Annotated in this window: 12 protein-coding genes and 1 pseudogene; 7 read left to right on the top strand and 6 right to left on the bottom strand. The window is 74.7% G+C overall.

From position 1 onward, the window contains the following. Together NH602_RS20595 and NH602_RS20590 are read left to right on the top strand one after the other, a co-directional pair. Window positions 1–742: ATP-binding cassette domain-containing protein (locus tag NH602_RS20595; protein WP_253068662.1), on the top strand; the 742-nt coding region annotated here is incomplete at its 5' end. A 185-nt stretch (window positions 743–927) separates the two neighbouring features. Next, on the top strand, window positions 928–2,376 hold the full coding sequence (locus NH602_RS20590; protein WP_253068661.1) for a hypothetical protein: 1,449 nt from the start codon (window positions 928–930) through the stop codon (window positions 2,374–2,376). Window positions 2,377–2,436: 60 nt separating this feature from the next. On the opposite strand, the gene fabG is transcribed toward NH602_RS20590, so the two are convergent. Further along, window positions 2,437–3,195: a 3-oxoacyl-ACP reductase FabG gene (fabG, locus tag NH602_RS20585; RefSeq protein WP_253068660.1), complete on the bottom strand. Its 759-nt coding sequence runs from the start codon at window positions 3,193–3,195 to the stop codon at window positions 2,437–2,439. A 166-nt stretch (window positions 3,196–3,361) separates the two neighbouring features. Here fabG and NH602_RS20580 point away from each other — a divergent pair, with 166 nt between their 5' ends. The 3 genes from NH602_RS20580 (at window position 3,362) to NH602_RS20570 (ending at window position 5,990) form a co-directional block, all read left to right on the top strand. Beyond that, window positions 3,362–4,120 (top strand): class I SAM-dependent methyltransferase, encoded by a 759-nt coding sequence (locus tag NH602_RS20580; protein WP_073574929.1) that lies wholly within the window; start codon window positions 3,362–3,364, stop codon window positions 4,118–4,120. A 222-nt stretch (window positions 4,121–4,342) separates the two neighbouring features. Next, window positions 4,343–5,209, top strand: coding sequence for an iron-siderophore ABC transporter substrate-binding protein (locus tag NH602_RS20575; protein WP_374210229.1), 867 nt, complete (start codon window positions 4,343–4,345; stop codon window positions 5,207–5,209). 28 nt (window positions 5,210–5,237) lie between these two features. After that, window positions 5,238–5,990: an SDR family NAD(P)-dependent oxidoreductase gene (locus NH602_RS20570; RefSeq protein WP_202417911.1), complete on the top strand. Its 753-nt coding sequence runs from the start codon at window positions 5,238–5,240 to the stop codon at window positions 5,988–5,990. A gap of 49 nt (window positions 5,991–6,039) precedes the next feature. Here the strand turns inward: NH602_RS20570 and NH602_RS20565 are convergent, their stop codons facing one another. From NH602_RS20565 to NH602_RS20545, 5 genes are all read right to left on the bottom strand, one after another. Beyond that, window positions 6,040–7,092, bottom strand: coding sequence for an ABC transporter substrate-binding protein (locus NH602_RS20565; RefSeq protein WP_253068658.1), 1,053 nt, complete (start codon window positions 7,090–7,092; stop codon window positions 6,040–6,042). Then, window positions 7,089–7,856: an ABC transporter ATP-binding protein gene (locus NH602_RS20560; RefSeq protein WP_253068657.1), complete on the bottom strand. Its 768-nt coding sequence runs from the start codon at window positions 7,854–7,856 to the stop codon at window positions 7,089–7,091. Before NH602_RS20560 ends, NH602_RS20565 begins: the two co-directional genes overlap by 4 nt. Continuing rightward, window positions 7,853–8,881 (bottom strand): iron ABC transporter permease, encoded by a 1,029-nt coding sequence (locus NH602_RS20555; RefSeq protein ID WP_179759897.1) that lies wholly within the window; start codon window positions 8,879–8,881, stop codon window positions 7,853–7,855. The genes NH602_RS20560 and NH602_RS20555 overlap by 4 nt, the downstream gene beginning before the upstream one ends. 46 nt (window positions 8,882–8,927) lie before the next feature. Next, window positions 8,928–9,560, bottom strand: a complete 633-nt coding sequence (locus NH602_RS20550) for a cytochrome P450 (protein WP_253068656.1) — start codon at window positions 9,558–9,560, stop codon at window positions 8,928–8,930. Window positions 9,561–9,624: 64 nt separating this feature from the next. Next, on the bottom strand, window positions 9,625–11,214 hold the full coding sequence (locus NH602_RS20545) for a Na+/H+ antiporter (protein WP_253068663.1): 1,590 nt from the start codon (window positions 11,212–11,214) through the stop codon (window positions 9,625–9,627). Window positions 11,215–11,319: 105 nt separating this feature from the next. Between NH602_RS20545 and NH602_RS20540 the strand changes: the two genes are divergently transcribed. Next, entirely contained in the window at window positions 11,320–11,853 is a 534-nt protein-coding gene (locus NH602_RS20540; protein ID WP_253068655.1) for a YbhB/YbcL family Raf kinase inhibitor-like protein, read from the top strand. A gap of 10 nt (window positions 11,854–11,863) precedes the next feature. Beyond that, window positions 11,864–12,398: pseudogene (locus NH602_RS20535) on the top strand (hypothetical protein); the annotation flags it as partial.

The raw sequence follows: 12,398 nt of genomic DNA, 5'->3' as shown, positions 1-12,398 counted from the left end.
CCCGGGGCCGGGGCCGCTGCCGCGCCGCGGTGACCTGCAGGTCCGCGGGCTCACCGCCGCCTGGCCCGGGCCGGGACCGGACGGGCGCGGCCGCACCGTCCTGCACGGGGCGGACCTCGACGTCGGACGCGGGGAGGTCGTGGCGCTGGTCGGTGCCAGCGGGTCGGGCAAGTCGACGCTGGCCGCGGTGCTGTTCCGGTTCCTCGACCCGCGCGCGGGGTCGGTCCGGCTCGACGGGCACGACCTGGCCCTGCGCCCGCCCGACGAGGTCCGTGCGGTGGTCTCCGGGGTACCCGCCGACCCGCACGTGTTCGACTCGACGGTCCGGGAGAACCTGCGCCTGGCCGCCTCCGACGCCGACGACGCCCACCTCATCGACGTCCTGCGCCGGGTCGGGCTCGCCGGCCTGGCCCTCGACGACGAGGTCGGCGCGCACGGCGCCCGGCTCTCGGGCGGGATGCGGCGACGGCTCGCGCTGGCCCGCGCGCTGCTCGTCGACCCCGCGGTGCTGGTGCTCGACGAGCCCACCGCGCACCTCGACCCGGACACCCGCGACGCCGTCCTCGACGACCTGCTCGCCGCCGCGGCGGGCCGGGCCGTGCTCGTCATCACCCACGACCCGGCGGTGCTGCCGCGGGCCGACCGGGTGTACACGCTGCGCGACAAGAGGGTTCACCTGCGCAGCGGGGCTGCGTGCGGCCCTCGCGAACCGCGGCCCTACTCTGCTCCGAACGTCCGATAGCGGGCCCCGGCCGGCTCCGGGCGTTCGCGAGGTTCTCTCAGTCGGGTCACAGGAGCCCCCTGACACGCTGGGAGCACCTCGCCGGGACACCGTCCCGCGCAGGAGTGCAGGAGTCAGTACGAGCCCGCGCGCGCCACGGCATCCGCCCGGCGCCGCGTCCGGTCAGAACGTGAGGTCACCAGCCCGTGCGAGCGTCACGCCGTCCCTCCCCGACGACGTCCGGACCGAGGTCCCCGTCGCGGCCCCCCCGGTTCCGGCCCGGCCTGCGCCGGACCCCGGCCCTGGCCCTGCTGCTCGCGGGGATCCTGGCCCTCGCCGCCTGCACCTCGGGGACCGGCGGCACCACCACCGGTGACACCGTGCCGTCGTCGGCGCTGGAGGCCTCGGCCAAGGCCGTCGACCTGAACGGCTGGCGCTGGGACGAGCAGCCAGGCCCGATGGAGATCGGGGTGACCCACACCCAGGACAGCCTCGACGACACCGAGCCCGCGCAGGCCCGCCAGCGCGGCGTCGACATCCTGTCGAGCCTCGGGCAGGAGTACCAGAACCACCACCTCATGGGCTTCGGCACGCTGAACCCCGAGCCCCGGCCCGGCGAGTTCGAGTGGGGCTCGCTGGACCGCCGGATGCAGCTCACCGAGGAGACCGGCGGCAAGGCGATGCTGACGCTCTGCTGCTCCCCGGACTGGATGAAGGGCGCGCCGCGCGACAGCGGCGCCACCCGCTGGGACCGGCTCGAGAAGGCACCGCTGCCCGAGCACTTCGCCGATTTCGCCAACCTCGCCCGTGAGGCCGTGCAGCGGTACCCGCAGGTCGACCGCGTCCTGGTGTGGAACGAGCTCAAGGGCTTCTACAACCAGGCCGAGAACCGCTGGGACTACGAGGGCTACACGAACTTCTACAACCAGGTCTACCAGGCGGTGAAGTCCGTCCGGCCCGACGTCCAGGTCGGGGGCCCGTACGTCGTGATGAGCAGCGTGCCGGTCGACTCGGGCGACGCCTCGGCCATCCGCGGCCCCTGGGGCGCGCTCGACCAGCGGCCGCTCGACGTCCTGGACTACTGGCTGAAGAACAACGTCGGGGCGGACTTCATCGTCGTCGACGGCTCCACCACCAACCGCGGCCAGCAGGACGCGATCTCACCGGTCGACGTCGGCGCCGAGAAGTTCTCGGTGATCGACCGCTGGATCCAGGAACGGACGCAGCTCCCGATCTGGTGGGCCGAGTTCTACGCCAACGTCCCCGCCGACGCCCAGGCCGGTTTCGCCTCCCCCGCCAGCGCGGTCTCGACGATCGCCGCCCTGCAGGCGATGGCCCGCTCCGGCACCCAGGGCTCGCTGCTGTGGGGTCCCGAGGGCAGCAACTCGCTCGAGTACTCCTCGCTGTGGACCCCCGCGACCGACGAGAACGGCGGTCAGCCGACCCCGCTGACCGAGGCGTGGCGCTGGCTGGTGCCCAGGCTCCGTGAGGGCACCGTCGAGCTGGGCCGGGCGACCGACGGCTCGTCGCTGGGTGGTTTCCGCGCGGCCGACGGCTCGGTGCTGCTCGTCAACTTCTCCGCGGACGCCGTGCCGGTCTCCGGCCAGGACGACATCCCCGGCTGGGCGATCGTGCCGATGACCAGCAGTTCCTGACCCCCGCGACGAACGGGCCGGCACCGCAGCAGCGGAGCCGGCCCGTTCGTCGTGGGTGGGTCAGGCCTTCGGGCCACCGGCCACGTAGATGACCTGGCCGCTGACGAACGACGAGCGCTCGTCGACGAAGAACGACACGGTCTGGGCGATGTCCTCGGGCGCGCCGGGGCGCTGCACCGGGATCTCCTTGGCCCGGGCGGCCTTGAACTCCTCCCAGTCCACGCCGATCCGCTCGGCGGTCGCCTTGGTCATCTCCGAGGCGATGAAGCCGGGGGCGATGCAGTTCGCGGTGACGCCGAACTTGCCGAGCTCGATCGCGAGGGTCTTGGTGAAGCCCTGCATGCCGGCCTTCGCCGCGGAGTAGTTCGCCTGGCCGCGGTTGCCCAGCGCCGAGGTCGAGGAGAGGTTCACGACCCGGCCCCAGGCGGCGTCGACCATGTGCTTCTGCACCGCGCGGGTCATCAGGAACGCACCGCGCAGGTGCACGCCCATGACCGCGTCCCAGTCGTCGACGGTCATCTTGAACAGCAGGTTGTCCTTGGTGATACCGGCGTTGTTGATCAGCACCGTCGGGGCGCCGAGGCGCTCGGTGACCGCGTCGACGGCCGCGGCGACGGCCTGCTCGTCGGCGACGTCCGCACCGAACGCGGCCGCGGTCCCGCCGGCGGACTCGATGGCCTCGACGGTGGACTTCGCGGCCGACTCCTCCAGGTCCAGCACCGCGACCTTGTGCCCGTCGGCGGCGAGCCGGATCGCGGTGGCGGCCCCGATGCCGCGCGCCCCACCGGTCACGACGGCGGTCCTCTGCTGCTGGGTCATGTCTCTCCTCGCTGATCGACGGTGATCTCCGGGTGTCTCCCGCCGCCGATCGTGTCACCACCTACCGCAGAGTCACATCGCGGCCCGTGCGACATCGCTCACCCCCGTTCGGAGGCGCCGGGTGCACTAGCGTCGAGGTGTCCGTTCCCGACCAGGAAGGATTTTCATGGCCGTCGAGCGTTCCGAACCGACCTACCGGCTTGCTCTGCCGGAACCCACGACCTCGTTCGAGCAGGACGCGGAGTACTGCGTGCTGGACCTCGGACACGGGTGGACCGAGTACCGCTTCCACGACTACGACGAACTCTTCAAGATCCCGGGCCTCTACGAGAAGCTGTTCTACGACATCCTGCAGTGCCAGTCCCCGGCCGTGGTGGCCGGTGCGCTGGCCGAGCAGCTCGACGCCGTCGGCGTCGACCCGTCCGGGCTGCGGGTCCTCGACGTCGGCGCCGGCAACGGCATCGTCGCCGAGGAGCTGCGTGCCCGCGGCGTCGGCAAGGTGGTGGGGATCGACATCCTCCCCGAGGCCCGCGACGCCGCCGAACGGGACCGCCCGGGGGTCTACGACGACTACCACGTCGTGGACCTCACCGACCTGGACGAGGAGACCACCGAGACCATCGCCGCGGGCGGTTTCGACGCCCTGACCTGCGTCGCCGCGCTCGGCTTCGGCGACATCCCGCCCGCGGCGTTCCGCGCCGCGTTCGACATGGTCGCGGTCGACGGCTTCGTCGCGATCACCCTGCGGGACGACTTCCTGAGCGACGGCGACACCTCCGGGTTCGCCGGTCTCATCTCCTCGATGCTGGCCTCCGGCGAGCTCGAGGAGCTCGGGTCGACCGTCTACCGGCACCGGCTCGCGACCAGTCGCGACCCGCTGCTCTACCGGGCCGTCGTGGCCCGCAAGCGCCGCCCGCGCGGCTGACCCCGCGCGTTCGCACCGGTCCGCGACGCGTCGGCCGGTGCGAACGCGCCGCGGCGAGATCTTCCGGACATTTCGGGTTAGGTAAGCCTCGGTTATTGTCCCGATGTGCATCGACGACTGATCCTCCTGCTGGCCCTCGTGGGCCTGCTCACCGCCTGTACGTCCGGCGGTCCCGGCCGGACGGACGCCCCGTCCACCGCCGACGGCGCGTTCCCCGTCCGCATCGACCACGCCTTCGGCGCCGCGGAGATCCCCGCCCGCCCGCAGCGGGTCGTCGCCCTCGGCGTCACCGACGCCGACCCCGTCCTCGCCCTGGGTGTGACCCCGGTCGCCGTCGCCTCCTACACCTTCTACCAGGAGACCGGCGGGCTGGGTCCGTGGGCCCGCGGGCTCGTGCAGGGTGAGGCGCCGCAGGTCCTCACCGAGCCCGAGCCGAACCTGGAACGGATCGCCGCGCTGCGCCCGGACGTGATCATCGCGCTGTCCTCGGGCATCGACCGGGCCGCCTACGACCGGCTGACCGCGATCGCGCCGGTCGTCGCCCGTCCCGCGGGCTCCATCGCGTTCGGGGTGAGCCGCACCGACCAGATGCGCGCCGTCGCGACCGCGCTGGGCGAGACCGCTCGCGGCGAGGAGCTGATCCGGACCGCCGACGCCGCGTTCGCCGACGCCGTCACCGCCCACCCCGAGTTCCGCGGACAGGTCGGGGCGACGGTGCTGCCCTTCGACGGCACGTACGGCGCCTTCACCGCCGCCGACGCCCGCGGCCAGTTCATGACCGGTCTCGGTTTCGCGCAGCCACCGGCCATCGCCGAGCGCGACGACCGGCAGAGCTTCTACGTCGAGGTCTCCTCCGAGCAGGCCGGTCTGCTCGACGGCGACGTGCTGGTGATGCTGGCCGACGAGGGCGCCGCGAAGCAGCAGGTCGACTCCGACCCGGTCCTGCGCCAGATCCCAGTCGTGGCCCGCGGCGACATGGTCGTGCCCGACGCCGACACCCGCGGGGCGATGACCTACAACAGCGTGCTGTCCGCGCCGTACGCCCTGGAGCGGCTCGTCCCGCAGCTCGCCGAGAAGCTCGCCGGCTGATCCGGGTTAGGGTCGCGGCGTGACTCTGATGGAGCGGTTCCGACTGGACGGCCGGGTCGCCGTCGTCACCGGTGCGTCGTCCGGCCTCGGTGTGGCCTTCGCGAAGGGCCTCGCCGAGGCCGGTGCGGACCTCGTACTGGGCGCGCGGCGGGTCGACAGGCTGGCCGACACGGTGGCCCTGGTGGAGGCGGCGGGCCGGCGCGCGGTCGCCGTCGCCACCGACGTGGCGAAGCCCGAGGACTGCCGGGCGCTGGCGCAGGCCGCCGTCGACGAGTTCGGCCGGCTCGACGTGCTGGTCAACAACGCCGGGATCGGCACCGCCGTCCCGGCCCTGAAGGAGACCCCGGAGCAGTTCACCGGGGTCGTCGACGTCAACCTCAACGGCTCGTACTGGATGGCGCAGGCCTGCGCGGCGCACATGGGCGCCGGGTCCAGCATCGTCAACATCTCCTCGGTGCTGGGGCTCACCACCGCGTCGCTGCCGCAGGCGGCGTACTCGGCGTCGAAGGCCGCCATCGTCGGACTCACCCGGGACCTGGCCCAGCAGTGGACCGGCCGCCGGGGCATCCGGGTCAACGCGGTCGCGCCCGGGTTCTTCGCCTCGGAGATGACCGACCAGTACCAGGACGGCTACCTGGAGCGGATGACCGAGCGGATCCCGATGGGCCGCAAGGGCGACCCGGAGGAGCTGACGGCGGCGGTGCTGTTCCTCGCCTCCGAGGCCGGTGGCTACGTCACCGGCCAGACCTGGGCCGTCGACGGCGGCATCACGATCACCTGACCGACCGACCGGCCCGGGGGCGCCGCACGGCGCCCCCGGGCCTGCGCGGTCAGCTGCGGGGCACGTCGTCGGACCGGGGGGTCAGGCCGGAGGCAGGCACGAGGTTCCAGCGCTCGAGCGCCGCCCGGACCTGCTCGGCGGCGTCGATGTTCAGCGGGCCCGAGGTCCACAGGGCGTAGGGCAGGTTCAGGAACCGGTTCTCCCTCACCGCCGGCAGGTCGCGGGTGTCGGGACGGCTCTTCAGGATCGCGACCTTCTCGGCGAAGGTCTGCGGCGGGTAGTCGACGAACAGGAACGCGGCGGGCTGTGCCGTCGCGACCCGCTCCCACGAGACCGTGGTCCAGGTGTCGTCGACGTCGGAGAGGGCGTTGCGCGCCCCGGCCGCCTCGATGATCGCCTGCGGGGCGCCGAACCGGCCGCTGGAGAAGGGGGTGTCGGTGCCGCTGTCGAACAGGAACACCGTCGGCGGTGTCGCGGCCCTCGGTGCCTTCCCGAGCGCGTCGAGCCGGGTGTCGAGGTCGGCGACGACGCGGTCGGCGTCGGCGGTGTGCCCGGTGATGGTGCCGAGGTTCTGCAGGTCGTCGCGCAGCGCCGTCCAGGGGTCGACGATGCCGCGGGCGCTCTGCCCGTCGGCCTGGCGGCAGGACTCGGTCAGCACGTACGGGGTGATGCCCTGCTCGCGCAGCCGGGCCGGGGTGAGGTTCTTCGCCTCGCCGTAGCCGTAGTTCCAGCCGGCGACCATCACGTCGGGGTCGCGGGCCAGGACGGTCTCCAGGGTCGGGTACTCCGGCGCCGCCTGCGCCAGGCCGTCGACGGCGGCGCCGTAGTGGCGGCGCAGCGTGTCGGCGTCGCGCTGCATGCTCGACACCGCGGTGACCCGGTCCTGCGCGCCGAGCGCCAGGACCATCGAGATCATGTTGCCGTCGTTGACGAACAGGCGCTGCGCCGGCGCCGGGAACTGCGCGGGGGCACCGCAGTTCTGCACGGTGACCGTGCCGGCGGGGTCACCGGCTGCGGCGGGTGCCGGGGCGGGCGCCGAGCAGGCGGCGAGGACGACCACCCCCGCGGCGAGGACGGCGGACAGGCGTAGCGGACGGGTCACGAGCTCTCCCTGAGCGAGTCGAACACGAGGCGGGACCGCCCGGTCACCGGATGCGTGACGCGGGCGGCGGCGACCCCGAAGACCCGAGAGACGGTGTCGGGGTCGAGGTCGGACACGGCCGGGAGGGCCCGGCCGTCGTGCAGGACGACGAGGCGGTCGCACCAGCGGTCGGCCAGGTCGAGGTCGTGCAGGCTCACCACGACGGTCCGGCGCAGCGACCGGACCAGCTCCAGCAGGCCCAGCGCGTGGCGGACGTCGAGGTGGTTGGTGGGCTCGTCGAGCACCAGGACACCGGCGTCCTGGGCGAGGCCGCGGGCGAGCAGCACCCGGCGCCGTTCACCGCCGGAGAGCCGGTCGACCGGGCGGTCGGCGAGACCGTCGAGCTCGACCACGGCCAGCGCCGCGGTGACCGCGGTCCGCTCGACCACGTCGCCGCCCGCCCACGGCGGCCGGTGCGGCACCAGGCCGAGCGCGACGACCTCCCCGGCGCACAGGTCGGGGGACAGGTCCTCCTCCTGGCCGACGAACGCGATCCGCCGCGCCCGCTGCCGGGCCCGCAGCGCGGTCAGCGGGGTGCCGTCGAGCAGCACGCGACCCGCGGCGGGCCCGCGGATCCCCGCGAGGGCGCGCAGCAGGGTGGACTTGCCGCTGCCGTTGGGCCCGACGACGCCGAGCACCTCCCCCGGCTCGACGGCGAGGTCGACCCCGGTCAGGACGGTGCGGCCGCCGAGCACGCAGGTGAGCCCCTCCGCACGCAGGCTCACGCCGGGCTCCCGGCGGTCCGGTAGCGGCGGCGTCCCATCAGGATCAGGAACACCGGGGCGCCGATCAGCCCGGTGACCACGCTCAGCGGCATCTCGGTGGGCCGCACCGCGATCCGGGCGGTGACGTCGACGACGAGCAGGAACAGCGCGCCGCCCAGCGCGGTCACCGGCAGCAGCACCCGGTGCCGGGACCCGACGAGCAGCCGGGCCAGGTGCGGCACGACCAGGCCGACGAAGCCGACCGCCCCGGACACCGCGACGAGCACGCCGACCGCGACCGCGCACACGGTGAACAGCGCGGCCCGGGCGGCGGTCACCGGCACGCCGAGTGCGGCCGCGGTGTCGGGCCCGGCGGTGAGCGCGTCGAGCCAGCCGCTGAACGCCCCGAGCAGCACCAGCAGGAGCGCCACGGTCACCGCGGGCACCGCGACCCGGTCCCACTGCGCCCCGGACAGGCTCCCCAGCAGCCAGAACAGCACGGACTGGGCGGCGGCCGGGTCGCCGGAGCGGAAGACCAGGTAGCTCGCCGTCGCCGAGAACGCCGAGCCGAGCACGGTTCCGGTGAGGATCAGCCGGATCGGGGTGATCCCGCCCTGGGCGACGGCGATCGCCCCGACGAGCGCCCCGGCCGCGAGGGCCCCGAGGAGCGCGCCGGTGAACAGCGCCCAGGTGCCGAGCGCACCCAGCACCCCGGTGGTGATGACGGCCGTGGCGCCCACGCTCGCGCCGGAGGACACCCCGAGCAGGTAGGGGTCGGCGAGCGGGTTGCGCACGAGGGTCTGCACCCCGGCGCCGGCGAGCGCGAGACCCGCGCCGACGATCGCGGCGAGCAGCGAGCGCGGCATCCGCAGGTCCCGGACGATCGTCGAGACGGGGCCGGGCCGGTCGTGCAGCACCGCGTCGACGACCTTCGCGACGGGGAGGACCTCGGCGCCGAACGCGAGCGAGCCCACGAGCGCGACCGCCAGCAGTACGGCGAGTGCCGCGGTCACGGTCGCGGACCGCACCGCCCGTCGCTCGAACATCTGCACAGTTCATCATGTGATGGCTGGAGATGGGATGCGGGAAGGATCACCGCGCGGGATGCAGCCGTACCGGTAACGCGGCGAGCCGCGCCCCGACCGGCCCGCCCGGGTGCACCTCGACGAGCCCGGACACGGGACCGGCGGGACGAGCGTCGGGGAACCTGTCCCGCAGCACCTCCAGCACGGTGCGGAGCTTGAGGCGGGCCAGGTGCGCACCGGCGCAGAAGTGCGGACCGTGCCCGAAGGTCAGCGGGTGCCCGACGACCGGGCCGGCGTCGATCCCCCGGGTGTCGACCAGCACCGGCGCCCCGGCGGGCAGCGGCACACCGTCGAGGTCGGCGACTGTCCGGGCGAAGCGCCACAGCGAGAACGGGGCGGGCGGGTGGACCCGCAGCACCCCGGCGACCAGCGCGTCGAGCTCCCCGGCGGTGCGGCCGGCGAGCCCGGGGGCCAGGGCGTGGGCGACGACGTACCCGAGCGCGGCGTCGGTGGTGAGCTGCCCGGCGAACACCAGCCCGAAGACGAGGTAGCCGACCTGGGCATCGGTGAGGTCGGGCAGCGCCGCGCGCAGCCCGGCCGCGACGCCGTCGCCGGTCCCGTCGGTGACCGTGGCCGTGCCGATCGCCTGCAGCCGTCCGAACGCCGCTCCCGCCACCGACGGGTCGGGACTCCACCACATCGCCCTGCAGGCGGCGACGGCGTCATGCGGCGAGCGTGACCGTCGACGCGGACACCTCCGGTCCTCAGTCGAGCAGCACCGTGCGCAGGTCGAGGCGGCGCAGGACCCGGTCGACGGCGTGCGGGTCGACTCCGGGCTCACGACGCGCGGCCAGTACCTCGGTCCGGGCGGCGGCCAGCGCCGAGGCCTGGGCCTCGGCGACGGCGGTGCGGGCCTTCTTCACCGCCGCGATCCGGGACCGCTCCTCCTCCGAGGGCGTCTCCCCCGACAGCACCCGCTCCAGCCGCTCGACCCGCTCCCGCATCGCGGTGCCGACCTCCTCGGGCAGGCCCCGCACCGTGCGTTCGAACTCCAGGGTCGCGACGGCGGCCCGGCGCGCCCGCAGCACGATCGCGCGTTCGGCGCGCTCCTCGGCGTCGGCCTCGTCGTCGATGTCGAGGGCGCGGACCAGCATGCCGAGGGTGAAACCGGGCACGAGCAGCGTCACGAACAGCACCGACACGGCGATGAGGACGAGCTGGTCGCGGGCGGGGAACGGCGCCCCGGACGCGGTCTGCAGCGGCAGCGACAGCGCGAGGGCGAGCGTGGCGAGACCGCGCATGCCGCACCAGGACAGCAGCACAGCCTCGCGTCCGGTGAGCGGAGCGGCGCCGGCCGCGGCGGCGTCGTCGGCGCTGCGGGACAGCAGCCGCCAGGCGACGACCATCCACAGCACCCGCACCGCGACGACGACCACGCACACGACCGCCGCGTGCGCGAGCATCGTCGGCAGCTCGTCGCCCGCGGCGAGCACGACCTGGCGCAGGTCGAGTCCGATCAGGCCGAACGCGAGCCCTGTGACCAGCAGCTCGACGACGTTCCACAGCGAGGACTGGGTGAGCCGCTCGGCGGCCTCGTCGGCGTCGGCCCCGGCGCGCAGCTGCAGCGCGAGCACGACGACGGCGATCACCCCGGACGCGCCGAGCTCGTCGGCGGCCAGGTAGGTCGCGAACGGCAGGACCAGGGTGAGCGCGCTGCGCCCGGTGGCGTCGGTGAGCCTGCCGAGCACCCGGCGCGCCAGCCAGGCCACACCCAGTCCGATGAGGACCGCGCCGGCGGCACCGAGCACGAACCGCAGGCCCAGCCCGAGCGGGCTCAGCTCGTCGCCGGAGACGGTCGCCAGCACCGCGGCCTGGAACACGACCAGCGCGGTGGCGTCGTTGAACAGGCCCTCGCTCTGCAGCACCGCCACCACCCGGCGCGGGATCGGGACCTGCCCGGCGACGGCCTCGACGGCGACCGGATCCGGTGGGGCGACCATCGCCCCGAGCGCGACGGCGGCGGTGAGTGCGAGCCCCGGCACGAGCAGCCAGACCGTCCCGGCGACGGCGGTGGCGGTGACCAGCACCAGGCCGACGGCGAGCAGCGCGATCGTCCGCCTGCGCGCCCGGAACAGCGCCCACGACGTGCGCTGCGCCGTGGCGAACAGCAGCGGCGGCAGGAACAGCGGCAGGATCAGCTCGGGGTCGATGACGAATGCGTCGGGCAGTCCGGGCAGCAGCGCGACGACCACGCCGAGAACCACCATCAGCGCGGGCCAGGGCAGCCGGAGCCGGTCCCCCACCCCGACCAGGACGACCGCGGCCACCATCAGCCCGACGAGCACGAGCAGCATCTCCACGGACCGACACCCTGCCCTCCCCGCGGCCGGACGGCGGCCGACGCGCCGTGCCAGGATCACGGCGAGACCCACCGCCACCGATCCGAGGAGGTCCGCCCCGTGCCCCGCAACCCCTACGACGAGCTGCTCCCGGTCCCGTCGTTCACCCTGACCAGCACCGACGTGAGCGACGGCGCCGCGCTCGCCACCCCCCAGCTGTCCGGCATCTTCGGCGCGGGCGGCGAGGACGTCTCGCCGCAGCTGTCCTGGTCCGGCGCGCCGGAGGGGACGCAGTCCTACGCCGTCACCTGCTACGACCCGGACGCCCCGACCGTCGCCGGGTTCTGGCACTGGGCGGTGTTCGACGTGCCGGCCTCGGTGACCTCGCTGCCGTCCGGCGCGGGTGACGACAGCGGGTCAGGCCTCCCCGAGGGCGCGGTCCAGCTGCCCAACGACGCGAGCCTGGCCCGCTACCTGGGCGCCGCGCCGCCGCCCGGGCACGGCCCGCACCGGTACTACTTCGTGGTGCACGCGGTCGACGTGCCCACGCTGGACGTGCCCGCCACCGCGACGCCCACCTTCCTGGCGTTCACCCTGTTCAGCCACACCGTCGGCCGCGCCGTCCTGGTCGGGACGCACGCGAACCTGAGCTGAGGCCGCCGGCGTGGACACGGACGCGGAGCTGGACCGGCTGTACCGGGTCCCGCCGGAGGACTTCGTCGCCGCACGCGACGATGCCGCCGCCCGTGCCCGCGCCGCCGCGGACACCGACGCGGCCCGGGAGATCGCCGCCGCCCGGCGGCCGACGCGGGCCGCGTGGCTGGCGAACCTGCTGGTCGACGACGCCCGCGACGAGGTCGAGGGGCTCCTGGCCCTGGCCCCGGTGCTGGCCCACGCCCAGCGTTCCCTCGACGGCGCGGCCCTGCGGGAGGTGTCCGCGCAGCGCAACCGGCTGGTCGGGGCGCTGGCGCGCCGGGCGGCGGCCCTCGGTCGCACCGCGGGGGCCCGGGTGGGCTCCGGTGTGGAGCGCGACGTGCGGTGGGTGCTGGAGTCGGCGCTGGCCGACCCGGACCTGGCCGACCGGGTCCGGTCGGGGCGGCTGGAGCGCTACGAGCGGCACAGCGGCTTCGGGCCGCTCGGGGAGGCGGGGTCCGGGGCGGCGGGCTCCACGGCGGACGCGGACGCTCCGCGTGGCGCCC

Origin of the sequence: Pseudonocardia sp. McavD-2-B (genome assembly GCF_024124365.1) — a bacterium.
In the GTDB taxonomy this organism is placed as follows: domain Bacteria; phylum Actinomycetota; class Actinomycetes; order Mycobacteriales; family Pseudonocardiaceae; genus Pseudonocardia; species Pseudonocardia alni.
This window is presented reverse-complemented; position numbering and strand designations above follow the sequence as displayed.

What these genes read in the sequence shown, in the direction of transcription:
- NH602_RS20580 (WP_073574929.1), top strand. Translation starts at nt 3,362, where the DNA reads ATGGCCGTCGAGCGTTCCGAACCGACCTACCGGCTTGCTCTGCCGGAA.
- fabG (WP_253068660.1), bottom strand. Translation starts at nt 3,195, where the DNA reads ATGACCCAGCAGCAGAGGACCGCCGTCGTGACCGGTGGGGCGCGCGGC.
- NH602_RS20570 (WP_202417911.1), top strand. Translation starts at nt 5,238, where the DNA reads ATGGAGCGGTTCCGACTGGACGGCCGGGTCGCCGTCGTCACCGGTGCG.
- NH602_RS20545 (WP_253068663.1), bottom strand. Translation starts at nt 11,214, where the DNA reads ATGCTGCTCGTGCTCGTCGGGCTGATGGTGGCCGCGGTCGTCCTGGTC.
- NH602_RS20555 (WP_179759897.1), bottom strand. Translation starts at nt 8,881, where the DNA reads ATGTTCGAGCGACGGGCGGTGCGGTCCGCGACCGTGACCGCGGCACTC.
- NH602_RS20550 (WP_253068656.1), bottom strand. Translation starts at nt 9,560, where the DNA reads ATGTGGTGGAGTCCCGACCCGTCGGTGGCGGGAGCGGCGTTCGGACGG.